Raw genomic sequence first — 25,997 nt, 5'->3', positions numbered from 1 at the left:
TTGAGAAGAGAGGCCACCAGCCAATGACCACGCTCGATCATGGGGATGATACTACTGATACTTCGTCCACACATACTGTACCACAACCGCGACTGACTAAATTGCATTGGGGTCAAATTGTCGCTATCAGTATCTTTTGGTTTGCGCTGAACTTTCACTGGACGGCGATTGGCACGATTATTCTTCCCAGTCAGATATTTAAGCTAGTGGGACAACTCCATCAGGGTGAGACTCTGGCTTTTATCCTGGTGCCTGGAGCCTTCGTGGCCCTGGCTACCAATCCTCTCTGGGGCATGATCAGTGATCGCACGCGTGGTCGCTGGGCGCGCTGGGGACGCCGCCGCCCGTATATCCTTCTCGGTACAAGCCTCAACATGCTCGCCCTGATCTGGATGGCGGTGGCGCCGGATATCTTTTCGTTGCTGTGCGCTTATGTGCTGGTGCAGCTTTCCAGCAATATGGCTCAGGCTCCTTTCCACGCACTCTTACCTGATATCGTCCCGGTTGAGCAACGCGGTCTGACATCAGGCATTATGGGCTTCTTATCCATTGCAGGGAGCATTGGCGGTGTCCTCACGGCCAGCCTGTTTGTCGATGCCTCGAATCCGATGAGTGAATATCAGCGCAACCTCTGGCTGATCTACGCCATTATTATCGGGGTCTTGCTTATCTGCATGCTGATTACCATTCTCACGGTGCATGAACGCCCTCCGCATGCTGACAGCCAGGATAGTGGGACAACGGTTGAGGCAGCGGTAAGTAGACGTTATCCATCCTGGCTAAGCCGTTCTCTGCTCCTCACCGTCGGTGGGACCGTACTGGCAATGCTGATTATCTGGGGCTTGATCACAGGCTGGAACGCGCTCAAACCTGGTGGTATTCAACTGAGTACTGATGTGACACAGATGATTTTAGAACTGATTGTCGCAGTTGGCATCCTGCGCCTGTTCGATTTTCATCCCCGGCGCAATCCCGATTTCGCCTGGGTCCTGTTCACGCGTCTTTTCATGATGATGGGCATCTATACCATCCAGACGTTTCTCCAGTATTATATGCGCGATGTCGTGCGTGTGGCGCATCCAGAAGAGCAAACAAGTAACTTTACCATCGTTGTCGCGCTCACCAGTCTGGTCAGTGCTATCGCCGTGGGCTGGCTCTCCGATCATTTTGGACGCAAGCGTATGGTCTATCTCTCCGGCAGCTTTATGGCTGTCGTAGGACTGACTTTTGTTCTCTTCCACTCGCTGACCATTGTCCTGATCGCTGGCGCGGTATTTGGATTGGGCTATGGAGCCTACCAAAGTGTCGACTGGGCACTGGTTGCCGACGTCTTACCATCCCATGAGCATTATGCCCGCGACATGGGTGTCTGGAACATTTCATTATCCATCCCCCAGATCGTCGCCCCCGTTCTGGGTGGACCCCTCCTGGATACATTCGCGCGCAGCGGTCAGACCGTCCGTGGATATCAGATTCTTTTTATCATGGCGATCATCTACTGTGTCCTTGGCACTGTCACCGTACGCTACATACGCAGCGTCAGGCGTTGATGTTCTGACAAATTCTGTCAGGCAGAGGGAGCCCTTGTTTGTGTATCATGATCTCGCTTGAGGTACATCAGCCGTTTCTGGAAGAGATCCTACCTTTTCGGTTGGGGCCATCGTCTTGTTCTGGTCGGATTCCAGGATATGGTGTTTGTTTTTTAAAGATATGCCGCTGGCGTTGTTACGTAGCATCACAACTTCAGCGGCGATGCTGAGCGCAATCGCGTCGGGTGTCTCAGCTCCTAGATCAAGTCCGATGGGCGCATGGATCTGTGCGAGTCGTTCGTGTGGAATGCCTTCAGCATGGAGTTCCTGGAAAATACGTTTAACTTTGCCGGGACTGCCAATCATACCAATATACGTCGCGCTGGTATCCAGGGTAGCGCGGAGCGCTTCTTTATCTAGATTATGCCCACGGGTGGCGATAATGATCCATGAGACCTCATCAGGGGCCAGTTCATGGATGGTCTGGGGGATGTCGCCAAAAGTGATTTGTACCTGCGAGTCGAAGGATTGGGGATTCGCCAGGTCGCGGCGGTCATCGACCACAATCATACGGAAGTCGAGGTGGGTCATGATACGCGTGAGCGCCTGAGCGACATAACCAGCCCCAATGATAATCAGACGTGGCTCGGGGCGTAAGATCTCATAAAAGATTTCCAGGGTCGCGCCACAACTGCCAACCGCTTCACCCTGATCGGGGTCTAGATGAATATGCGCTGTCGCGGCGTGTCCAGTCTGGAGTATTTTTAAGGCTGCCTGAACTACTTTTTCATCAGTATATGGGCCAGCGAAACCGCCACTCAACTTCCCATCAGGATAGATCAATGCTTTGCTTCCGATAGGACAGGGGGCGGCCCCCATCGTTTTCGTGACGGTTGCAACGACAACTTTCTCTCCACGACTCAAGGCAGATTGGATTTCACTATAAATAGTTATTGTACTCATATATCGTCCTTTTTGTCTGTCGGTGGATGCTCACTGATCGAGTAGTATGTATATATAATGTATTATACCTTATTTCTGAATTGCCGGGACGCCACCGAACCACCGTAGCAGCCACCTGTGTACAGGTGCGTCGTTGGGGCGAGCTTGTATAAAAGGGACATGAGTCATCCCGAATTTTTTTTGAACAGAAGTTCGATCTGCTTTAATCCGCGCCACAAGCGGGGTTGCAAGGGGCGGCGAGCCCCTTGCCGGGGTGACAGGGGTGTCCCCTGTCCTTTTTTCTTTTCCCTCGCGCCGCCGCAGGCGGCGTGCAAAAAAGGGAAAAGAAGTAGGTGGGGACACCCCACACCCCGGCAGAAGGCTTTGCCCTCTGCACTCCTTGTAGCGAACTTTTGAAACAAAAGTTCGGGGTGACTCATGTCTGCCCGGCTACATAGATGCGTGTTGTTGGACGAAGGTGAGCAGCGCCTGGAGTTGTGGATCTTTCACAGGATCAGTGACCTGGATTGAATGGCTTCTTACGCCGTCTTCAATGGTGATTTTATAGGTGCGCTGATCTCCCCCATGCACTGTTTGCTCTTGGAGCGTGGGCAGGTCGAAAAAGTGGACCGCGCTCACCAGATGCTGTATTTCATCAGACTCTTGAGGAGAAAGCGTGGCACTATCCAGGATGGTTGGTCTGGACAAACCTGGGATATATGCGAAGCCACCCTCGGTACGCATCTGAATACGCATGCTTAGTATTCCTTCGCAAAGGCGGGGATCTGGACGCCAACCTGTGTCCATGCCTCGTGAACGGCTGCTAATTCGCGGCTATTGGAGCCAAACATGCGCTCAGCGTTAGCCATCGTTAATCGTGCGAACATGCGGAAGTTGGCGGTTGGGCGCAGGCCTGGATCGCGCAGGGTTTCATACCAGATGCGTCCAGCTTTCTCCCAGGCGAAGCCACCAATTCTGGTCGCTACAAGATAGAAAACATGATTCGGAATGCCCGAGTTGATATGGACACCGCCATTATCTTCGACCGTATGCATATAGTGGTCCATATGTGCTGGTTGTGGATCACGACCCAGCAAGGGATCATCATAGGCCGTGCCGGGGGCTTTGAGGGAGCGTAGCGCCTCACCTTGAATCTTATCCGTGAAGAGACCGTGCCCAATCAACCAGTCAGCTTGCTCGGCTGTCTGCTGGTGTGAGTATTGTTTGACCAGTGAACCAAAGACGTCGGAAATGGATTCGTTCAGCGATCCCGATTGACCGACATAGGCGAGATGCGACTCATCTTCTGTCACACCGTGAGTCAGTTCGTGGCCGATAACGTCGATGGCGCAGGTGAAGCGATTGAAGAGCTGATTATCACCATCGCCAAAGATCATGCGTTCACCATCCCAGAAGGCATTATTATACTGGGTACCATAATGTACGGAGGCATCGAGGGGTTGTCCGGCATCATTGATTGAGTTGCGGCCGTAGACCTGGAGATAGAGGGCATGGGTCCAGCCCAGGGCGTCATAGGCTTCATTGGCGGCAACATCCCCAATGGCATGCTGGCCCTCTACACGCACGCACTCACCAGGAAGATCCATGGTTCCATGATCATCGTAGATAACCCGATGCAGGGCACCCTCAGCGTTGATGGACGCCTGGACACTCAGATGATGATGGTTGACCTGTAAGCCCTGCACCATCCGCACCGTCCGAATGGAATGATCATGTCCCAGCATATGTAACGCGATGGCGCGCTGTTCGGGACTACCATGTTGAGCCAGGGCGGTCAACATGTGTGGGGGGAGGATATAACGCTGAACGGTTGTCAGTTTCATTGAGAACATCTCCTTTTATTTCGCAACGTCTTCTTGCTAAGCATCCACAAAGTATCACTGTGTTAACTATGACCGTCTGTTGTATGCCAGTACGCTTGTCTGGACCTGTAAACATAAGGATATGATGGGTTTTTGAGCACCCTTCCGTGTACAGGTTGACGGATTGCAGTCCTTTTACTACGCGCAAACTCCCAGACTCCAGGGATAGCTGTTGACGAAAATATGCCTTCTCTCTACTCCAGATATAACTGTGAGACTATAAAGTTTGTGCTTCATTGACAGTATAGAGTAGGGACAAAAAAGTCTCTTTTTTTGTCCCTCGCCAGGTTTTTTAGTGAGGTGATACGTAGATTTGCTAGTAATAATGCTCCCTTGTTTACTACCACTTTTTTGTACCTGGAAAAGAATAGTTTTATTGTCTGATACAAAATGATATAGGCTGAAACTTGACAAGTTAGATCCAGTGTTCTAAAATCAATAGAACAAATTTTCGAAAAGGAGCAGAGCATGAACGATCAAACCACAGGGCAAGTTCAGGAAGAGCAAGCACCAACCCGTGTGTTTCATCCCAATGAACATCTGATACAAGCGCGCCACTTCGGCACTCACTAGAATACCATCAAAAGATGGAGAGGTTGAGAGCAATAACCTCTAGGACGATGGCTTACTTAGAGAGGAAACTCAAAGAGGACAACAGCCTGTCATTAAAGCGAAGGTGAATAGAAGGTATGTACGATCCACGCTTCGCAAGTCCTGTACGCATGGTGAAACCCGAATTGGTTAAACCCAAGTTCCCAACGGTGAAAAGGTGCACCCATCGTAGCATACCTGAGACGATGACATTGCAAAACGTATCAGATTTGTATGGATACGGAATGCTCTCTGTAATGAGTACCCATGAGTGACATGGGGTAAGGGAACGGAATGGGCACCTAAACGTACTTAAACGTTCAGTGAGTGTAAAGGTGGGATCGCCTAAGGGACGCGAGTCCTATGGTGACGGAGCCCCCATAGTAGTCCGAGAACGGGAAAGCTGTTCACATGGCGAAGGGGCAGCCCTCGAAGGAGGGCCAGAGCTTGCCCTTGATAAAGGCAAGCAGGGCAGGTATCGCTGAGTCACAAATAGAAAGGTACGTGAGATGCGTAATGCCGAAACTATTCAAGGGCTCATTCATGAGCGAGGCAAAAAAGGTTTGCCACTAGAACGTGTCTACAAATTACTATTCAACCAAGAATTGTACTTAACCGCCTACGGAAAAATCTATCGGAACAAAGGTGCAATGACACCTGGAGTTACTAAGGAAACGCCCGATGGGATGTCACTGGATAAAATAGATACCATCATAGAGGCAATTCGAAATGAAAAGTATCGATGGAATCCAGCACGAAGGACTTATATACCGAAGAAAACCGGAAAAGTAAGGCCACTCGGAATGCCAACATGGTCAGACAAGCTAATACAGGAAGTAATACGACTCATACTAGAGGCATATTATGAACCACAATTTAGCAATAATTCTCATGGGTTTCGACCTGAAAGAGGATGTCATACGGCATTACAAGACATACATTACACATGGTTAGGTACAACATGGTTCATCGAGGGAGATATCTCTCAGTGTTTTGATGCATTAGATCACAATCTATTGCTATCAATACTGAAAGAGAAAATTGATGATGGAAGATTCATCAAGCTCGTCAGTGGACTGCTAGAAGCAGGATATCTTGAAGATTGGAAATTCAACAAAACACTAAGTGGAACCCCACAAGGTGGAATACTCAGTCCTCTACTATCCAATATCTACTTGGACAAATTAGATCAATTTGTGGAAACGGTTCTCATCCCAAATTACACAAAAGGAGCCAAAAAGAGGATGAGTCCTGATTACGAAAGAGTAAAGGGACATTACCGCAGGCTTCTGAAAAAAGGGAAAATCAAAGAAGCGCAAGAAGTGAAGCAACAACTTCACAACATGCCCTCCATTGATCCCAAAGATCCAAACTATCGACGTCTCAAATATGTACGATATGCCGATGATTTCCTTCTAGGATTCGTCGGATCAAAGGAAGAGGCAGAGGATATCAAACAACAGCTAGAGAAGTACTTACGTGATGAACTCAAGCTGGAGTTATCAAAATCCAAAACGCTTATCACAAATGCGAGAAGCGAAGCTGCAAGGTTCTTAGGATATGAGATCAAGACGCTCCAAGAAGATAGTAAGCGTGTGACATACCAAACCAATCGAGGAAAGATCACACGACGAGGTATTAACGGAGGAATTGCTCTCATCGTACCAAGAGACATCATAGAAGAAAAGTGTAATCGCTACAAAAAGGATGGAAAGGCAATACACCGAAAAGAACTGACAAACGACACTGATCATACAATCGTGTCAACCTATCAGCTTGAATATCGAGGTATCGTCAATTACTATCAAATGGCGCAGAACATTGGTGCATTAAGTAAACTAAAATGGACCATGGAAATATCCCTAACCAAAACGCTGGCACACAAACACAGGATGTCTGTAAACAAAGTGTACAGAAAATATGGGACAACTCATGATGTGGAAGGAAAAGCCTATAAAGGGCTAATCGTAATCACACCAAGAGAGGGAAAAGAGCCAATTGTAGCAAAATGGGGTGGGATTCCATTAATACGGAATCCAAAGGCAATCTTAGAGGATAAAGACCGCAGTAATTGGTGGGGAACATCAGAATTGATACAGAGACTATTGATGGATACTTGTGAATTATGCGGAAACAAGGAAAACATCCAGGTCCACCATATCAGAGCACTGAAAGACCTCAACGAATACACGGGACGCGAAAAACCATTATGGGTGCAAAAAATGGCGACCCGACAGCGGAAAACCCTCATTCTTTGTCGAACGTGTCACGAAGACGTTCATGCAGGACGACCAATGACACGATAAACTATCAAACACATGAAATAGCGATACTGGAGAGCTGTGTGCGATGAAAGTCGCAAGCACGGTTCGGGGGGGGGTAGTCGGAAAAGTGTCAATTGACAACTCGTCGGCTATCTACCCTACATTCGTAGTGGTCAAACTTCTAAGGACTATCTGCCAGTCCAGTGGCGTTTAGTATGGTTTCGCTCTGTTTTCCCGCAAGGCATGATCGAGACAGAGATGCTGCATCTTGACCTGGACCGCGATACACAGGAAGAGGCGTTTGTGTGGAATGCAGAGCGTCGACGAAGCGAGAAAATTATGAAGCAGGCCAAAGGCTTTTGTGTATTTCGTGCGACCGTCAGAGATGGGGTGGGCGGTATGGCGACCGGAACCAAATCTGAGTCGGCGGCGAGCTTTCCAGATTTTATTGAGAAGGCTGAAACAGGCGCGATTGGCCGTGCATTGGCTGCACTGGGATATGGCACGCAGTTTACGGGCGATGAATGGGAAGAGGCACATCGCATTGTCGATAGCCCGGTCGAGCGCCAACCAGTTACCAATCCAGGCACTAGCAGCAGCACGAATACCAGTAATGGTTCAACCTTTGTTGCGGTGCGATCTGCTATGACGGCGGCTACCAATAGCAATAGTCATAACCATGTCGGTAACAATGGCAATACTAATCGTGCAGGGGATGCCGATGTGCCCACCAATGCGACCGAGCAGCAGGTGGCGAGTATTCGTAAGTTATCCGAGCATCTGAATAAGCCCGCACCTGAAGATCTGGATACCTTGAGCTTTCAGGGAGCCAGAAAGATGATTCAACAGTTGACCGCAGAGTACAGGGAGTCCAAACAACATCCCAAGGCTTCCTGAGGAAGATTATTATGACTCAGGCTGAGCTAGATAATGCTTATCAAGCGATGCAAGATACATGGTATGAGTTTATTCAGGCCGGGCAGCGTGCGGTTTCAGTCCAGGAACTTGAGTGTCTGTACGGATTATATATAAGCTCGGTTGAGGATTATAATCGCGCCACTGCATCCAGTCCGGCAGATGAAGCACAGATGAAGCCCTCCTAGAAAGCGGCACGCAAGCGTAAAGCATCCTGACCGATAGGCAGTTGTGGCCTCAGAGGCTGAATGGTATACCTCCCATTCAGCCTCTGAGGCCATTTTGCTGCGATTATTCATCTTCGCCCCAACGTGAGGCTTGATAGGGACGATGAGTAATGGTTTTGGGTGTGACTGCCAGATAGGCGCTCAGGCGCTGCAAGAGATGGGGAACCCATTGATGCAGATACTGCCGCTGCTCTGGCTGCGTTTGCCTTCCACCGTAGCGTTCCCGGGTATAGGCCTGTGTCAGGCTGGTCAGAATTGTCGCATCCGTTGGTACATCCTCTTCTGTTGCCGCAGGGAGTTTATAGCCTGTCTCGATCAGGAAACGCTGTTGATATTCAGCGGGCGTCTCGTCTGGCTGGCGGGCCAGATGCTCATCTTTCTCTGCCATCGTACGTAGAAAGGCACGATAGCGGGCGCGGGCAGAATCAGGATCTGCTTCGATCAATGCTCCGGTTGTCGGTTGGGATTGTTGGCGTTGCTGACGACGCTCTTTGCGGATCTGAGCGGCGTTTAGTCCCTCTCGTATCTCCTCCTCCTCTTGCATATCACCTTTCGACCGTCTGCGATGCTTTTGCACATACATTGCCAGACCAATCAGCAAAGCAATCGCTGCAATCACCAGCAAGATATGGAATATCAGGACCGATAAGTTGTCTACCGGGGGCGGTGTGGAAGCGGGCGGACGCGAGAGTTTGGCTGGACCTTGCGAGATACTTCCTCCGGGAAAGAGACGTGCGAGCAGGGCGATCAGCAGGGCGAGGCCCAGCGCAATGAGGTAGGTGAGCCATCCCAGGACCGTGAATAGAATCTGGATGAGAAAACCTGATACCAGCCAGAGAGGTGTGAGAAGCGTGATGAGTAATGCTGCTGGTAAAAATTCGGTGCCAATGCTGGCGAGGATCAAGAGTATCCAGGTGATAGTCAGGGTGGTGAGCCAGCGATTGGTGCCCGCCATTTTAAGTGGAAGCTGTTGACGCTCACGCTCCTGACGGATCGCAGCTATGCGCGTGTAGGAGAGCGCGATAAAGCCTGAGAGGAAAAAGATCGGCAGGTTGCGCAGCAATTGATCGCTGGCATCAAAGGCATTATCGGTATGATCTGCCTTCCCGAGCAGGGAGAAGAACATAATGAAGAGCAGTATCCCAAAGCCGATCTTAAACCAGAGGATAATGTGGTCTTCATCATAGCCTGCACGCGTGCGATCAATGCCGCGTTTCCAGGCCCAGCCAATCAGCACAATCCCGACCAGAACCGTTACCAGATAGCCCTCATCAGAGATGTGCGTCACCCCAAATACTGCCAGCGCCAGCACGATTGCTACGACATCAACAGACGTAAAGGGAAAGCGCCTGGTCGGATCGATCTGGATACCACGGCGTTGATTGCGTGCCTCTCTCCACATCGCCCACCAGTGAAAGAAGAGCAGGATGCAGAGAATACTGTTCGTGCCGATAGCATCGACCGTTCCCATTATCTGGGTCGTAAACAGGCTGATCAGCAGGAACAGCGCCTGCGTCTCCATCAGAGCGGAAGTGAGCGGGATCGCCAGGATCTCAATCCATCTGGAGGCTATGTGGGCTGGCAACGTCGTCCTGTCCGTTAACGCTGGCTTGAATAAGCGCATGCCATTTCTCCATTCCTCCCAAGGTATAGGTTGGGAAATTCTCGGTATCCAGTAGTTCCTTATCAGCCTCTAGATCGCCAATCAGCATGAGATTGATCGCATTGCCGGATTTTGCTCGTATCCGCAAATCCTCCAGCACAGTCTCGTTGAGCGTATTGATAGAGCTGATAAGCATCACAGTCGTGCCTGCCGGGAACAGATTATCTTCCAGTTCAAGCACGCGCTCGATGGGCGTATTCGCCGTGGGGAGCAGTCGAGCCAGGGTAGTGAGGATCTGTTCGTAGTGTGCATCATCGCTGGCAAAGGGGAGCGAGACGCCAGGTGGTGAGAAGGTCAGGCTACTGGCGCTCTGTCCCCCCGTTGTCGTAAGAATCTGGTCTGTATTGATCTCACTGCTGAAGCTATGGCCTGTCGTGACCATTGCACAGTTCGTGAGCAATCCTACCATATAGCCCTCGTCCAGGCCCCAGGTTGCCAGCGAGGCCGCGACCGAGATCGCGAACTCTTGCAGATCCAGATCCATGCTCTGTAATTCCTTGCTATAGGTCCAGGTATCCAGCAAGATCAGCAAGCGCCGCTCAGTTGTGGATTCATATATTTTGCTGCGCATGCTGCCCACGCGAGCCGTCGCCTTCCAATCGATGCGCCGAGGATCATCCCCGAGTTGATACTCACGATTGCCCGCAAACCAGAGTGGATCTTCTAAGAGCTGGCGCCGCCCGACCCGGTCACCCATCGGAAATATCGAAGGGAGGCCGAGATTTTCAAGCCGCGTAATCAAGGGATAGACCAGCAAGGTTTCGTGCGCGGGCACGATCAGTTCACGCTGTAACCAGCCCAGGGGATCACTACTGTGCAACTGAATGGGACCAAGGAGATGAAAGCCACGTGCATGACAGAGCATCCGATAACGGCGTGTGACACGTTGATAGGACCACAGGAGCCAGGTACTGGTGAGAGTATCACGGCGTATTGTACTGAGCCGTTTCTCACGCCTGTCAGTGACGGTGAGAGGCGGCGAGATTATATCATCAATCTGGAGCCAGGGGAGTGGTAACAATTTGCGATTCTCTATCGTCAGCGTGAGCCGCATCTGTTCCCCAAAAAAGAGATGATGCTGCTCTACCTGCTGGCGTATCAGGAGATGCCGCTGGGCAGCGCGATACCAGAGTTCCGGCACAATCCCAATCAGAAGCGTAAAGGCCGCAGCCAGGATTAAAAAGGGCACACGGGTCAGTGCGCTGAGTAGCAGCAATACCAATGCCAGATAATACCAGGGACGACGTCTTTTGAGGACCTGGCGATGTTCCTCTAGTAAGGTTAGCGGTTTCTGTTCAAGGTTCATCATACTTACCTTGTTATAGATGGCGTCGCAATAGTCTCTACCGGCACCGGCGTAGCTTGAAGTATTTCGGTGAGCACATCGTCGGTTCGCTTACCGCGCATCCGATTGCGATTCGTGGTCAGAATACGATGTCCCAGTACGAAGGGAGCCAGATATTTCACATCATCTGGCTGCACGAAATCCCGTCCCTGGATTGCAGCATAGGCTGCACAGGCGCGATAGAGTGCCAGGGTTCCACGCGGACTAACGCCCAATTGGATGGCGTCATGATGGCGTGTTGCCCGCACGATAGCCAGTAGATAGCGTTCAACCTCATCCTGCCATTGTACCTGACGAATAGCCTCTTGTAAGCTGCTAAATTCCTGAGCATCGACCACCGGCTGCAAACTCTCCAGAGGCTCGGCCTGTTTAAAGCGGTGTAAGATTGCCTGTTCTTCCTCTACATCTGGATAGCCCAATTTTACGCGTAACAAGAAGCGATCCAACTGTGCCTCGGGTAGCGAGAAGGTGCCTTCAAGCTCGACTGGATTCTGAGTAGCCAGGACCAGAAATGGCTTTGGTAGCTGTTTGCTTGCGCGTTCTACCGTCACCTGGCGTTCAGCCATTGCTTCGAGCAGGGCCGATTGTGTACGCGGAGTGGTGCGATTGATTTCATCGACCAGCAGGATCTGGGCAAAGATAGGGCCGTCGCGAAAGATAAATTCATTTTGTTTCTGATCAAAATAGCTCACGCCGATAATATCAGTGGGGAGAAGATCGGGCGTGCCCTGAACGCGTTGAAAGGTCGCACCCAGAGAACGCGCAAGCGCTTTCGCGAGCACCGTCTTTCCCATGCCTGGTACATCTTCCAGCAATACATGTCCATCGCTTAACAGAGCCACCAGTAGTAGATCGATAACATCAAGTTTACCAATAATAATGCGTGCAACATTGCTGCGAATTTGTGTCGCGGCAGATTGTACGCGTGCGAACAAAGGCAGCATCGAGTCATTTCCCATAACAATATCTCTCTAACTCAGGCCAACAGGCCCAGTAACTGCTTTTTTATCCAGTGCTTGCACGGCAGCCTGGTACCATGCCATGATACCACTATAATATAAAATAACCATATTTATCTCTCTACACACTCCAACACAAATGATCGAAAACGTAGGCATCGTACGAAACGCAGCGTGTGTTGACGCTCCCTTGCTCGTACGACCATCTCGCCCCAACGCTCGCTCAGATCCCTTGCATTCTTGTTTGGGAACGGGGGAGAGCTACGGGCGAGATGGTTGTACGAGTCACGGGAAAGCGGACCTCCGTTGCGACGGCGGCCCGCACCTACGTTTTTGAGCATTTTTTAGCGTTTGGTTTTTGCGTGCATCTGGCGCAGAGCTTGCATGTAAGCTGTGGTATCATCCTGCAATTCGCGTAAATGGGCATCGCGGTAGGTATTCACCGTGGGGTGTGGCATGCCGTCTGGGGTTGGCGAGATGCCGAGAATCCAGAGGCACTTGAGGCGCATCTGGCGTATGCGCTGGCGCAATGGTGTCCAGGCCAGATACGCCCATAGCAGTAGCAGCACCAGCCAGGCGAGTGCACAATAGACTGGATGTTGTTCGAGCAGGCGATAACAGAGTACACTCAGAACAACTGTATCGAGTGCCAATAATACGTGTTTGACAATCAAGATGAGACGCAGTAAAGATGGACGAATAGGCAACGGCTCTACTACAAGTTCGGCCTGCGCTAATGCTGGATCTGGCGTTTTATCGCAGCGGATACTTGTGAGATTATGTTCTGTCGAGATTGGTGATTGGAAAAGTTCATCTGTGTGTACAGTTTTTGGATGCATACATATCCCCCCTCTACATTTCCTCAACAACTTCTGGTTCGTCTTTTATTATACCGATCAGCAATGAATGATGCAAGAATAATGATGCAGAAATACGTTATAATGAGAGTTTAGTCATATTTTGGTTCTAAAAAAGGCGCTCTAAGCAATCTCTGCGGAGGAGATGTGAGCGCCTCAATGGCTTGATCGAGTGTATTAGATGTGTGAGACGAAATCGACCAATGCTTTGGCGACTGCGTCAGGTGCGTCAAACAGAGAGAGGTGACCGGCATTGGGAACCACGACCAGTTGCGAATTAGGAATTTCGCGATGCAGGCGTTCTCCATCCTTTAATGGGGTCTGCTCGTCTTTGTCACCCCAGATGAGCAGGATTGGTTTACCAATTCCGTGCAAATCACTGGCTACTGCATTCAAATAGTAGGGAACCAGGTTGCGAACCTGCTGGAACAACAATTCTTTGCCATGCTCATTGTTCCAGGGCTCAACGTAGTCTTGAATGACATCGGCGAAGCCTTTCGGATTGGTGGTTGCCTGTGGCAAAGTATTGCGCAGATCGGTGATCAGATCTTCCAGGGAAGTATTCTGAGGAGCGTCGAAGTCGCGGCGCTTCTCCATCTCTGTTAGCGGCCAGTTTTCAGCGAATGTGTGCAGGTAGGCAATTGAGTCAACCAGCACCAGGGCACCTGTTTGCTGACGGAGCAGGCGTGTTGCCAGAACCTGTGCGATACCCCCGCCCAGGCCGTGGCCGACCAGGACAATATTCGTAAGATGAAGATCCTGGATCAGATATGTCAGGACGTCTGCTTGTCCCCAGATAGAGGTATCGGCGGGCCAGGGGCGCTCCGACTGACCGAAGCCCAGCAGATCGAAAGCGTAAACGGCGCGCTTCAATCCCGTCAATTGTCCCATGATTTTTTCCCAGGCAAATGCTCCGGCAGGAATGTCATGTAGCAGGACAATTGCACCATCGGTGCCGTACTCTGCGCCTTGTACCAGATAGCTAATATCGTAGTGAACAGAACGTCCGGTACGTCTTTCTCTTGTACCCTGAACGTCAGATGTTTTGCTTGCCATAAACCCTCTCTTTAGTTGCGATCATCATCATGAGCGCGGACGATCAAAGGCGGGCGAGGATACAGAAGCGCTCTGGCTTCTTGCTGTATGAACATACCCTCGTCCACCTATGATTGCCCGCACGTTCATTCTTAATAATAGCGCATCTGAAGCGTAGCGTACAGAGTTTCCTTTTGCCGTCTCGGCGGCGGTGAGAGAATGAGGGAAGGATTGGGGACACCCCAAACCCCGGCCGGGGAACTGCCGTCCCCCTGCCCCCCTGTGTCTCGGCGGCGGTGAGAGAATGAGGGTGGTCCCAAACCCTGGCCGGGGAACTGCCGTCCCTGTCCCCTGCGCCTCGGCGGCGGTGAGAGAAGAGGGTGGTCCCAAACCCTGGCCGGGGAATTGCCATTTCCCTCTATCGTCTACGCTGCTCTGTATATTTATGCTTTCGCATAGAGGCTGGGAACGTTATAGAAGGCGCTATAGCCAGCATAACGAGCGGTCTCTGTGCCAAGCTCATCTTCGATAACCAATAGGCGGTTATATTTTGCCACACGCTCACTGCGAGCGGGAGCACCAGTTTTAATCTGTCCTGCATTGGTTGCCACTACCAGATCAGCGATCGTAGTATCCTCGGTTTCGCCGGAGCGGTGAGAAATAACAGCAGTAAACTGTGCGCGCTTTGCCATCTCAATCGCATCCAATGTTTCAGACAGGCTCCCGATTTGGTTCAGCTTGATCAGAATGGAGTTGGCTGACTGCTCAATGATACCGCGTTTCAGGCGCTCGGTATTGGTCACAAACAGATCATCACCGACTATTTGAATTCGATTGCCAACGCGCTGCTTGAAGTGCGCCCAGCCTTCCCAGTCATCTTCGGCCAGACCATCTTCAATCGTGATCAGCGGATACTCACCGATCCACTTCTCATAGAGATCCACCATTTCGTGAGAGGTCAGGGTGCGGCCCTCGCGAGCCAGGGTATATTTGCCGTTCTCGAAGAGTTCCGTTGCGGCCGAGTCCATACCCAGGAAGATATCTTTGCCGGGCTTATAGCCAGCTGTCTCGATAGCAGCAACCAGAACTTCCAGAGCGGCGCGATTATCACTGAGAGAAGGAGCGAAGCCACCCTCATCCCCGACGTTAGTATTCAATTTCTTATCATGAAGCACTTTTTTCAAGGCTTGATAGACTTCTGCGCCCATACGTAGAGCATCGCGGAACGAGGCAGCTCCAACCGGCAAGACCATATATTCCTGGAAGTCGGTTGAATTATCAGCATGTTTGCCGCCATTGAGAATATTCATCATCGGTACAGGCAAGGTACGCGCGGATACGCCACCCAGATAGCGATAGAGAGGTTGTTGTTGCGCCGTTGCTGCTGCTCTGGCGACTGCTAATGAGGCGCCCAGAATCGCATTTGCGCCCAGTTTAGCCTTATTGGGAGTGCCATCCAGGGAAATCATCACTTCATCGATCAAAGCCTGATCGTTCGCATCTAATCCCACCAGTGCATCGCCGATGACATCCTGAACATTTGCGACTGCCTGCAGAACACCTTTGCCGCCATAGCGGCTCTTGTCGCCATCGCGCAGTTCAACAGCTTCATGGGCTCCAGTCGAGGCACCCGATGGAACAGCCGCAGTACCCTGTGCGCCGCCCATCAGAAGTACTTCTACCTGGACTGTGGGATTGCCACGTGAATCCAGAATTTCACGTGCGGTTACCGCTTCTATCGTCGTAAGATCGTCTGTATTGTAGGGCATAAATAGAAATTCCTCCATAAAACCATGTATGAGCATAATACGCTTAACTGTCCAGCGTTTATGGTACGGTACAGGTTCAGTATATGTTAGCATCCTTGCGGGGCTATTGTACATCGACGAGAGGGACTTGAGCAAGGGCAAAAAAACCATAGAAGAGTGTGGAAAAGGACACTGTGATGATCGCAGTGTCCTTTTCCACACTCTTCTATGGGTTGTAAATGGATAATATCTATGCTTTGATGCCGTCAAGTGCATGGGCGATGATATCGGTATGTTCGGGGCGCCCTACTGTCAGGCGGACGAAGTTACTTAAATAGGGGTGGTTGAAATAGCGCAACATAACACCACGCGACTCAAATACGTGGCGAAGTTGTTCCATTTTCACCTCTTCCACATCCACTTCGGTTAAAATGAAGTTCCCCTGGGAGGGGAAGGGATGGAGATAGGGATGGCTTGCTAGCATCTGAAATAGCCGCTCGCGTTCATTGACCAGTAGTTTGACCTTATCCAGCGTGTAATCGAGATGCTTCAATGTTTCTGTTGCGGCGATATGACCGGCCAGATTGACCTCAAAGGGGCATTGTGCGCGGAGTAGATATGAAATCATCCACTCGGGGAAGATCCCATAGCCAATGCGTAGTCCGGCCAGGCCAGCCCATTTGCTAAAGGTACGCATCACGACCAGATTACGATACTGAGGCACCAGATGGGCGAAGCCCTGTGGTTTATCTGAGAACTCGATATAGGCCTCATCCACCATTACGATACGTCCAGTATCCAGGAGCGTCAATATATCCTGTTCGCTCACGGGATTACCCGTTGGATTATTGGGAGAGCAGAGAATGATAATCTTTGTCTCTGGTGTGAGTGCTTGAAGGATGGCTTCGACATCCAATTCATAGTCGCTGGCACGCGGCACTTCTAACACATACGCGCCACAGAATGTCGTGACAGACGTATAGAGGGAGAAGGTAGGGGGACAACAGATAACATTATCTCCCACAGAAAGGAATATATGCCAGAGCAAATTGATTAGCTCATTACTGCCGTGGCTTACCACGATATGGCGGCTATCGACCCCCGCATACTCGGCCAGTGCTTTTTTTAGCAGGCGTGAGTCCGTATCGGGATAATTATTATAATTGCTAAAGTTGCCCAGTGCCTCGATCACTTGCGGGGCTGGACCATAGGGACTTTCGTTGGCGTTCAGCTTAATCAGCTGATCAACCGGGATTCCTGTCCGTGCACTGAATGCTTCCTGAGACTCACCAGGTGTATATTCAGCCATTCGGTCCAATTCTGGGCGCACGTGAACAGGACTAGTTGAATAAGTATACATGGTTTGTCCTATTTTTTAGAGTCGGCATCCACAAAAATTTGTGTTGGTCGACGAATCAGTGTGCTCCGTGGAGAAGTAGCTCCAGATTGTCCATTGAAGAGTGAGCCGCTATTTTGTCCAAACTTGCGAGATTGTGACTGAACGTTCGGCTGCCCCTTCGGTGTTTCGGGTAGGGCCCCCGTTGTTTGTTGAATCATATCGAGACCACGGCGCAGCGTCATCATATCGCGCATAAAGCAAGCGACAGCGGAAGCCGCCGAACCTCTTTCTTTTGATGTTTCATAGCGGCGGGCGGTTGCCTCACCAGCGAGTTGAGCTGCTTCAGCCATTGGATCTGAAGTTTTCGCGGCATAGGCATCCTGAAAAATATCATCCCAGTCGCCCCAGCGTCCACGCAGAGGTTTCCAGCCAAGCTGGCTATCGCTGATTGTACGCCATTTTTCTTCTGTGAATTGGATCCAATCTTCAAGCAACCGATTGAAGGCAGCCACCTGCTGGCGTAACTGCTCTTCTTCATCAGAGGGCCGTTTTGGAAAGTTTTGCGGCAATCCATCGGTACTCTGTGTACTCACAAACTCATTGTTAAAGGTGTTGTTTCCCGCAGGCTGATAATTGAGGGCAGGCTGACCAGGAAAACCATTGGGAGCGAAATCGTTGGCACCGGGGAAGAAGCCTCCGTTATTCCCAAAGGGTTGCATTCCATCGCCAGGCATCTGGCCCCCGGGCATTCCGAGCATGGGAAGTTCAGTGCCAGCGGGCAGCTCGCCGATCACGTGGATGCCATTGGCACCTAGCATCGGGCTCATAATTGTTGTGCCATCCTGGAGCATAATGCTATCGCTGAAGCCTGAATTGCCTCCAATGACAATTTCTTCATGCCCGACGGCATCCAGGATGCGCCATGCCAGATGCGGATGTTTGATGGACCACCAGAGGCGGCGCCCAAGAAACACAGCTGCAAACGTAAAATTGACTACTAACCAGACAATACCACGCACCGCTAACCAGTTGACGAGCGCAACAACAACAATGATATACCATTGGGTAGGCTGGTTTGCCTCTTCAATAAATGTTAATACGGCTGCGACGGTGAGGCTAGGGTCGCGCAGCGGATTGATAAAATCCAGAATACGCCAATACCATTTCCTGCCGGTCGTCTGTTCCAATTTGCGCTCCTCTCAATAGTTCCGCAGGATAGAGTAAATACATATCACTCTCTGCTTCTTGCAGGGCAATTCTAGCATGATGCCCTATGTAGCCGCAAAGTTTTCCTGAACGGATAGTAGTTATGGGTGATATTTATAGAGTATCTCAAGAAAAGATACCAGTAATTGAGTATACATGATATGAATAGCGATAAATGCATACCTGGAGTGTCAAGATGGCGCTCAAATAGCCTCAAAATTACCCCCACTAACCAAAACGCGTACATGCACACGCTTTGTTTCAGGTGGGACTATTGTCTCACCTTGTCTCATGCTTACTGGTCGTGCAGAATAATTTTTTTGACGTCACGTTCGTCTTCTTAAGAGAGAGAATGAACCATGTTCGATATCTCCTGCTCGTTCTATAATACCTGAATACCTGCGAGGAGAAAGCAAGGTCATTCTCTGTGACAAGCGTACTGTATTGAGTCTGTATTATTGATCGTACGTGTCAATAGCAGGAAAGCACCTCTATTTCCTTGCCAGGAGGTGGCTCGAATGCACTTTTGGCGCACAGCTATAGTGAATAGGGTTTCTGGTGCGCTTTCTACTTGTCTGGTAGGGTGTCACCACAGGCAGACTCTAGGCATTCTGCTTCGTTGTATGGTAACATTACTCGTGGGGACTTGCATAGCTCCGTCATGCATGATTAGGTTTGTTAGTAGGTCAAAGCGTATCAGATGCATACAGGCAAGTAATGGTAAATAAGACAATGAACACTGCCTGTGTACCGCGAGATGTTCATATGACCGAAGACAAGAACAGTAAACACCTGTTAGAAAGGATACATCCATGCCCACGCGGAAGACGACAAAGGTCCCTCCTCCGCAGCTATCGCATGCGCAGCGTTTAATCATTGCTTCAAATCGAGGTCCAGTAGAGTTCCAGTTGAAGCAGGATAAGACGTTGAAAGCGCGGCGTGGCGCTGGCGGTATGGTGACAGCATTAATTGATGCTGGAAACCGTATGGAGGTCTCGTGGGTTGCAATGACCATGACTGATGGGGACCGTCTGGCTGTAAAAAGAGCAGAGGAAGAGAACGGCGGTCTACTTCAGTCGCCTATCCCTGGTCAAAAAATGCAACTGCGCTATGTGTCTATAACGAAGGATGCATATCGCAAACACTACGAAAAAATCAGTAACGAGTTACTCTGGTTCTTGCAGCATTATATGTATGATCCTACCCAGGAATCTGCATCGAATGCGCAACTGCAAGATGCCTGGACGAATGGTTATACGGTCGCAAATCAGGCGATAGCTGATGCTATTTGCGCTGAGATCGAGCGTGAAGATAGCGTGCCGGTGGTGATGTTGCAAGATTATCACCTGTACCTGGCACCTTTGATGATACGTCAACGCCATCCGACCATCCTGATGCAGCAGTTTATCCATATTCCCTGGCCTGATATCCGCTGCTGGCATTTTCTTCCCAGCAATATCGCACAGGCCATTTATAGTGGTCTGGTCGGGAATGACATTATTGGCTTTCAGACCGAACGTGATGCGCGCAACTTCTTAGAAGGCGTTCGTACCTTATTAGATGGTGCGGTCGTAGACTTTGAGGAAGGGGCAATCTGGTGGCAGGGTCACCGGACTCAGACACGTTCCTATCCTATCTCCATTTCGGTGACTGAAGAGCGGCGTGTGGTCAATAGTGCGGCAGGACGACGTGCTGCGGAAGACATGAAAAAGTTGTTATGCGAAAACACCATTATGCGGGTGGATCGTGTAGAGCCAACCAAGAATATCATTCGCGGTTTTCAAGCGTACGCCGACGTGCTTGAGCAGCATCCAGAACTTCATAATAAAGTCACCTTTCTCGCGTTTCTTGTCCCCTCGCGTCAAACCTTGCCCACATATCGCCGTTTCGACGGTGATGTGCGTGCATTAATTGAAGAGATCAATAACAAATACGGGACAGATGACTGGACGCCCATTCAGGCGTTCTTTGGCAATGATCGTGCGCGTGCATTGGCTGCGATGCAATATTATGATGTGTTGCTTGTAAATCCCATCATTGATGGCATGAATCTGGTGGCTAAAGAAGGCCCTGCCGTGAACCAGACTGATGGGGTACTCGTGTTATCACGAACAGCCGGTGCCTTTCAGCAACTTGCAAAAGGCTCCATTCCCACTTCTCCCACTGACGTTGTAGAGACCTCACAGGCACTATATAAAGCTTTGACATTGTCGCCAGAGGAACGGCGCATGAAGGCAACGTTAGCGCGCCAGGCGGTTGAGCGTAGTGACTTAAACGTATGGATGGCTCGTCAAATTGCTGATATTAATGAATTGCTTGAGCGTACCTTTGCCAATACCACAGCAACGAATGCTGTATCATCTGATATCGATCCTCATTCGGGCACACCGATTGTTGCCAATATGGCGTAACTGAATTGCAAGCTATGTGTATGTGGCGGAAGAGCAAGGATGCGGTGCTGGTAGTGGCAAAAAAGCTCATCCTATAGGATGGGATGGCATTGCAACTGTAGAGGTACCGGAGCTGGTACCCCTACCTTTGCTTCCATTGAACTTAGCTCAGGCTTTTTGCATTGCTCAGATTGGTTGTGATGTCTTGTAACAACTCGACCATTGCAGCAACCCCCTGGACTACTGTGTCGGCATGTTCAAGCAATGCCGGTGGTGTATCGGGGTGTTGGACAACGATCCCATGAGCTGCAATGCCATCCTGACGCAAGTGCGCTAATTCTAAAATGCCGTTCAGGTCCGTCCGGTCGTCACCAGCGAAGATGACACCCCGTAGTCCGAAACGTTCGACGAAGCTCCGTAGCGCAATCCCTTTATTTATAGTGAGCGGTGCAAGTATTTCCACAGCGCGTTTGCCTTCGTCGAGACGCATATTGAGCCTGTGAGCGGGTTCCCGTAAGGTAGATAAGATAAGTTCGCGCGCCTGTTCTGGATTAGGGACGAGGCGATAGTGAAGCGTTCCCCCGATGCTTTTGCGTTGTACGATGAGATTGGGGATCTCGGGGACGAGTTGTTGCTCTGCCAGATCCAGTAATTGTTGTCCTGGTTTGATATATGGCTCAGCTTCTGGGAGTAGCTTCACAGGATGGCTGGCTGGGAGCCCCTCGCACCATTCCAGTCCATGAGTGCCGATATAGGTCAGGTTTTCGACGTTTACCAGACGTGCTCCATCCTCAACGGCACGCCCGGTCAGAATTCCTACCCGCGCGAACTGGCTGGCCTGTCGTAAATAATTTTCTGTCCCTGGATACAGGCGCGCTTCATCGGGTGTGGGGGCAATGGGACTTAATGTTCCATCGATATCAAAGACCAACCCAAGTGGATGTTGTCCCAGGACGTGTAATATATCTGCTGATAACATCAGTGTATTTTCTCCATTCTCTCGTGTAATCCTCATATTTGAGTAAAAGCCGAGAAACCAACGTAGCCGCCCTCCTTCTGCGCAGCTACGGCTCACTTCATGGGAACGTTGAACTCATTTACTATCAGGGTGAGCATGCCTTTAAACTATGTCTGATTGTGTTGGAGTTTGTCAATGGAGCTCAATGGCAGGGAGGGCTCGTTCTATGCGTTCGAGTTCTCCCTGTTAAAGGGTATGAGTATACGGAGCTAGAGAATGCGGATGTCTACCTTGTTATCGCGTCCAAACGTGACTGTGGTGTGGTCATCCTGGCGCGTGAACTTCAGGTGGACCCGTTGATTGCCAACATGCATGCCGTTGATCTCCAGGCTTGTTAGCCAATCTGGTAGGATCGGTTGGTGGAGCGTCAGATGACCGGAGTCTGCGTTGGGATGTAGTCCAAGCAGCGATAAGAGCAGGATATGGATGGCTCCGGCTGCCCAGGCCTGTGGGGAACAGGCAACTGGATAACGGGTCGGTCCGTATCCCTCACGTCGCTCAAAACCACAATAGAGTTCAGGCAGGCGGGCGTCGGTGAAGTGCTGACTGGCATCAAATAAACTCTTAAGTAGTTGACTGGCGGCCTGTTTTTCTCCATAGAGCGCGCAGCCACTACCGATCAGGGCGGTATCGTGCGGCCAGACAGAGCCGTTGTGATAGCTGAGAGGATTATAACGCACGGCAGTGCTTGAGAGGGTGCGAATACCCCAGCCACTGGACATATCCTGTTGCATGATACGCTCGACAACCTGTCGGGCTTTGTCATCAGGTAAGATGCCCGTCCAGAGGCACTGTCCGGCGTTCGAGGAGACGACCTCGCAGGGTTCTTTATCCTCAGCCAGCGCCAGATAGATGCTTTGCTCATTTTCCCACCAGAAGCGTTGCAGAAAATTTTCCTGTAATGTTTCGGCCCTGGTATCCCAGAAAGGAGCCTCATCCTGTCGTCCTACTTTCCGTGCCAGATAACTGGTGGCACGATAGGCAGCATAGGCATAGCCCTGTACTTCACAGAGGGCAATGGGTGAGTGCGCAATCCGTCCATCCCGATGATTAATGCTATCCCAGGAATCCTTCCAGCCCTGATTATCCAATCCTTTAGATGCGACACGATGATATTCAAGGAAGCTATCCCCATCCCGATCGCCATAGGTAATCATCCAGCGGGCGGCGGCCTCAATATTCGGCCATAGTCTATCCAGTAAAGCTTGATCACCTGTCCAGTGCATATAGGCTTCAAAGAGGATCAAGAAAAGTGGGGTGGCGTCCACGGTTCCATAGTAGGGAATATAGGGGACTTCACGCATCGCTGCCATCTCACCGGTCCTGAACTCATGCAGGATCTTACCTGGCTCTTCATCCGTGAAGGTATCTACTTTAGTGCCCTGGTAGGCGGCCAGAAATTCTAAGGTGCCGCGTGCAACCTGTGGATACAGGGGTAGGAATTCCAGAGCGGCAATCAGTCCATCCCGACCAAAAGGACAGTTGAACCAGGGGATACCTGCGTAAGGATAATAGCCGTAAGGGGTCATGGTGCTCAGCATCATTAGATCTTGTGAACTGCGATCCAGCAAGCGATTAAAAAATGGATCATTGCTGGTGATCGTGGGTTGCGCGGCTTCAGCCCAGAGCGTGGCCGCTGAAGCGGTATCCAGGGTACTCTGGCTGGACTCACCCATCTGGAAGACGATGCGCAGTTCGATAGGCTCACCACGCTGTAAGTCAAGTTGCCAGTCGATCTGATCAGCCTGGATAAAAGGTGTCGTAGGAGTGATCTGGATGGTTGTGGTACGTTCGACCGTATCCAATCCACGGTAGTTGAGCCGTACACCATCTGGCGTAACAACTGGTGTCTGTTGCTGTCCATGCTGAGGACGGGTGAAGCCGCGCACCTCAAAGAGATCACAGAAATCTGCACCGAGCGTCAGGCTCAAGGTGAGCGCTAGATTTGTCGTATGAAAGTTGGTAATGGTACAGGTATGGATCAGAGCATTCTGGGTAAGTTCTATAAAGCGGTCGATATGGATCACGCCCTGTTCCAGGACAGTGTCTGGCGCAAGCTGTAAAGGGACATTGGTAAGATCAATATGGCTGGCATTACTCATATGTGACGTTTGATGCGAAAGGGAAACGCATTTTTTCCCTTCCAAAAAGAGATTACTGGTGCGCAAGAACCGCGTTCCCTGCCGGAAGAGGCCCATATCTTGTCGTGACGAGAGAAGATCCCCACAAACATCCATGATCAGAAAGCTATCGCCACTTTTCAGGGTAATCGGTGTCGCATTAACCTGTTCTTTTTCCTCACTGAGAGCTATCGGGGCCGGCTTTACCGATAGTGTCTCTTCCATTGTTGAGGGGAATGCAATATGTTTTTTGTGAGCTGTCATGACAGTTTCTTCCTACCTAGAAAAATGAAATGCCCACCCTGTTTAATGGGCAATATGATGATTATGGGTATTTACTGTGGATGAATTGTGGTTGTGAGAGGCCTGGTACAAAGAGGATGCGCCAAAAGATTGCATGCATTCAGAAAAAATAGAGAATGCATCGTCAATTTGGGGCGTCACTGCCTTCCCTGGTAGACTCTACGCGAAATCGCCAGGGATGTACTTCTACCGCTTTGTGTAAGTACCCTTTGATACTTATCGTACCTTATGCACCTACTATATCTCAGATGAGGTTGAGTGTAAAATTTATATCCCTTTTGTATAGGACAATTGTATGTGATGGATTAAAAATTGCAGGCTGCGCCCTTGCGATGCGCCAGGTCAAGCAATAAGCGTTATTCCTTTTATATAGAATAATTGTATGCTATCGCTTGATGATTGGATTGCAGGCTGCACTCTAGTGGTAAGGCAAGAGAACGGCCTGCAAGATATATATGTGTATATTTACCAGCGCTGATGAACTTGTGCTCGAATGCGGGTGTCATATAAGGTTTGAATGCGGCGCATCGTTTCCTCGCTCAATGGCGGTAGATTCGAGGTGGCATCATTGTCGGTGGCCTGTTGAGGATTTTTGGCACCTGGAATGATGGTTGAAACCTCTGGAAACATTAAGATCCAGCGCAATGCAAACTGGGCCAGCGTCATGCCCTCGGGTACGAGTGTACGCAGTTCTTCGACGGCCTGTAGTCCTGTTTCGTAATCGACACCGGAGAAGGTTTCCCCTTGATCAAAGGATTCACCGTGACGATTATAGTTGCGATGATCATTGGCTGCGAATTTTGAGTCGATGGTAAATTTGCCTGTGAGCAGGCCGCTGGCCAGGGGAACACGTACGATGATCGCTACATCCTGTTGTTTGGCGGCGGCGAAAAAAGCTTCGGCTGGCTTGAGTCGGAAGATATTGAAGATAATCTGCACGCTCTTTACATTGGGATATTGGATCGCCTTCATGGCTTCGTCCACGCGCTCAACGCTGACACCATAATGGCGCAGTTTTCCCTGTTGAACCAGCCCATCCAGGATGCCAAAGACTTCTGGCATATCATAGACCTCGGATGGCGGACAATGTAGCTGGAGCAGGTCCAATGCTTCCACTTCGAGATTGCGCAGACTGCGTTCCACGAAGCCGGTCAAATTCTGGACATTGTTATAACCTGTTGCTGTATGGGGATTCAGGCGGCGCCCAGCCTTGGTGGCGATAAAGAGTGGTTCACTGCGTGCTTTACGTACCTGCGCTACCAACTGCTCGGAATGTCCATCACCATAGACATCGGCAGTATCAATAAAATTGACCCCTTCGTCGATGGCGGTATGTAATGCTTTCAGGCCATCTGAATCATCTGTATTTCCCCAGGCATCACCTCCGATGCCCCATGTTCCAAATCCAATCTCGGATGCGTTCCAACCGGTACGTCCAAAGCTACGATACTGCATATGAATGGTCCTTTTCTCTATCTACAACCTCTTTATTGTCAAAGGGGATAAAAATAGTGTACCGCTAACCGCATGGGTTTGCAAACATTCATTTTTCTTGTCTGGCACCCCCTGCGGTGGCGCGTAAAAGAAAAATGAAGTTTATGGGGACACCCCATAAACCTCGGCAAGGGCTTGCAGCCCTTTGCAAACCTGCTTAAGCAAGGGC

At 50.4% G+C, this 25,997-nt stretch carries 19 protein-coding genes; 5 read left to right on the top strand and 14 right to left on the bottom strand.

Features of this window, described 5'->3' with window-relative positions:
- Positions 1-23 precede the first annotated feature (23 nt).
- The gene (locus F1593_RS00375; RefSeq protein ID WP_172631747.1) at positions 24-1,550 is read left to right on the top strand and encodes an MFS transporter; all 1,527 of its coding nucleotides are present in this window, start codon (positions 24-26) and stop codon (positions 1,548-1,550) included.
- A 45-nt stretch (positions 1,551-1,595) separates the two neighbouring features.
- Here the strand turns inward: F1593_RS00375 and F1593_RS00370 are convergent, their stop codons facing one another.
- The 3 genes from F1593_RS00370 to F1593_RS00360 all read right to left on the bottom strand — a co-directional run bounded on the left by F1593_RS00370 (position 1,596) and on the right by F1593_RS00360 (position 4,315).
- Complete coding sequence (locus tag F1593_RS00370) at positions 1,596-2,492, bottom strand: XdhC family protein (protein WP_149399163.1); 897 nt, start codon at positions 2,490-2,492, stop codon at positions 1,596-1,598.
- 429 nt (positions 2,493-2,921) lie between these two features.
- Complete coding sequence (locus F1593_RS00365; protein ID WP_149399161.1) at positions 2,922-3,227, bottom strand: protealysin inhibitor emfourin; 306 nt, start codon at positions 3,225-3,227, stop codon at positions 2,922-2,924.
- A gap of 2 nt (positions 3,228-3,229) precedes the next feature.
- Positions 3,230-4,315, bottom strand: a complete 1,086-nt coding sequence (locus F1593_RS00360; protein ID WP_216368735.1) for a M4 family metallopeptidase — start codon at positions 4,313-4,315, stop codon at positions 3,230-3,232.
- 1,139 nt (positions 4,316-5,454) lie between these two features.
- Between F1593_RS00360 and F1593_RS00355 the strand changes: the two genes are divergently transcribed.
- From F1593_RS00355 to F1593_RS00345, 3 genes are all read left to right on the top strand, one after another.
- Positions 5,455-7,251: a reverse transcriptase/maturase family protein gene (locus tag F1593_RS00355; protein WP_149399157.1), complete on the top strand. Its 1,797-nt coding sequence runs from the start codon at positions 5,455-5,457 to the stop codon at positions 7,249-7,251.
- Positions 7,252-7,467: 216 nt separating this feature from the next.
- Positions 7,468-8,106: a hypothetical protein gene (locus F1593_RS00350; RefSeq protein WP_149399155.1), complete on the top strand. Its 639-nt coding sequence runs from the start codon at positions 7,468-7,470 to the stop codon at positions 8,104-8,106.
- A gap of 11 nt (positions 8,107-8,117) precedes the next feature.
- Positions 8,118-8,312 carry a hypothetical protein gene (locus tag F1593_RS00345; RefSeq protein WP_149399153.1) on the top strand — a complete coding sequence of 65 codons (195 nt, stop codon included), beginning with the start codon at positions 8,118-8,120 and terminating at the stop codon, positions 8,310-8,312.
- Positions 8,313-8,415: 103 nt separating this feature from the next.
- Here the strand turns inward: F1593_RS00345 and F1593_RS00340 are convergent, their stop codons facing one another.
- From F1593_RS00340 to F1593_RS00305, 8 genes are all read right to left on the bottom strand, one after another.
- Entirely contained in the window at positions 8,416-9,975 is a 1,560-nt protein-coding gene (locus tag F1593_RS00340) for a DUF4129 domain-containing protein (protein WP_149399151.1), read from the bottom strand.
- On the bottom strand, positions 9,905-11,323 hold the full coding sequence (locus F1593_RS00335) for a DUF58 domain-containing protein (RefSeq protein WP_149399149.1): 1,419 nt from the start codon (positions 11,321-11,323) through the stop codon (positions 9,905-9,907). Before F1593_RS00335 ends, F1593_RS00340 begins: the two co-directional genes overlap by 71 nt.
- A 2-nt stretch (positions 11,324-11,325) precedes the next feature.
- Entirely contained in the window at positions 11,326-12,318 is a 993-nt protein-coding gene (locus tag F1593_RS00330; RefSeq protein ID WP_235932451.1) for an AAA family ATPase, read from the bottom strand.
- A gap of 344 nt (positions 12,319-12,662) precedes the next feature.
- Positions 12,663-13,157 (bottom strand): hypothetical protein, encoded by a 495-nt coding sequence (locus tag F1593_RS00325; RefSeq protein WP_149399147.1) that lies wholly within the window; start codon positions 13,155-13,157, stop codon positions 12,663-12,665.
- Between the two features lie 195 nt (positions 13,158-13,352).
- Positions 13,353-14,231, bottom strand: a complete 879-nt coding sequence (locus F1593_RS00320; protein WP_149399145.1) for an alpha/beta fold hydrolase — start codon at positions 14,229-14,231, stop codon at positions 13,353-13,355.
- Between the two features lie 422 nt (positions 14,232-14,653).
- A complete protein-coding gene (gene eno, locus F1593_RS00315) occupies positions 14,654-15,979 on the bottom strand; it encodes a phosphopyruvate hydratase (RefSeq protein WP_149399143.1) in 1,326 nt (441 codons plus the stop codon).
- A gap of 229 nt (positions 15,980-16,208) precedes the next feature.
- On the bottom strand, positions 16,209-17,318 hold the full coding sequence (hisC, locus tag F1593_RS00310; protein ID WP_149399140.1) for a histidinol-phosphate transaminase: 1,110 nt from the start codon (positions 17,316-17,318) through the stop codon (positions 16,209-16,211).
- A gap of 8 nt (positions 17,319-17,326) precedes the next feature.
- Positions 17,327-18,484: a hypothetical protein gene (locus F1593_RS00305; protein ID WP_149399138.1), complete on the bottom strand. Its 1,158-nt coding sequence runs from the start codon at positions 18,482-18,484 to the stop codon at positions 17,327-17,329.
- Between the two features lie 831 nt (positions 18,485-19,315).
- Here F1593_RS00305 and F1593_RS00300 point away from each other — a divergent pair.
- Entirely contained in the window at positions 19,316-20,914 is a 1,599-nt protein-coding gene (locus F1593_RS00300) for an alpha,alpha-trehalose-phosphate synthase (UDP-forming) (protein ID WP_149399136.1), read from the top strand.
- Positions 20,915-21,056: 142 nt separating this feature from the next.
- Here F1593_RS00300 and otsB read toward each other — a convergent pair whose 3' ends face one another.
- The 3 genes from otsB to F1593_RS00285 form a co-directional block, all read right to left on the bottom strand.
- Positions 21,057-21,872, bottom strand: a complete 816-nt coding sequence (gene otsB / locus F1593_RS00295; protein ID WP_172631745.1) for a trehalose-phosphatase — start codon at positions 21,870-21,872, stop codon at positions 21,057-21,059.
- Positions 21,873-22,120: 248 nt separating this feature from the next.
- Positions 22,121-24,295, bottom strand: a complete 2,175-nt coding sequence (locus F1593_RS00290; protein WP_149399132.1) for an amylo-alpha-1,6-glucosidase — start codon at positions 24,293-24,295, stop codon at positions 22,121-22,123.
- Between the two features lie 504 nt (positions 24,296-24,799).
- A complete protein-coding gene (locus tag F1593_RS00285; protein WP_149399130.1) occupies positions 24,800-25,789 on the bottom strand; it encodes an aldo/keto reductase in 990 nt (329 codons plus the stop codon).
- Between the last annotated feature and the right edge of the window lie 208 nt (positions 25,790-25,997).

This window comes from Dictyobacter arantiisoli (assembly GCF_008326305.1).
Taxonomy (GTDB): Bacteria; Chloroflexota; Ktedonobacteria; order Ktedonobacterales; family Ktedonobacteraceae; genus Dictyobacter; species Dictyobacter arantiisoli.
This window is presented reverse-complemented; position numbering and strand designations above follow the sequence as displayed.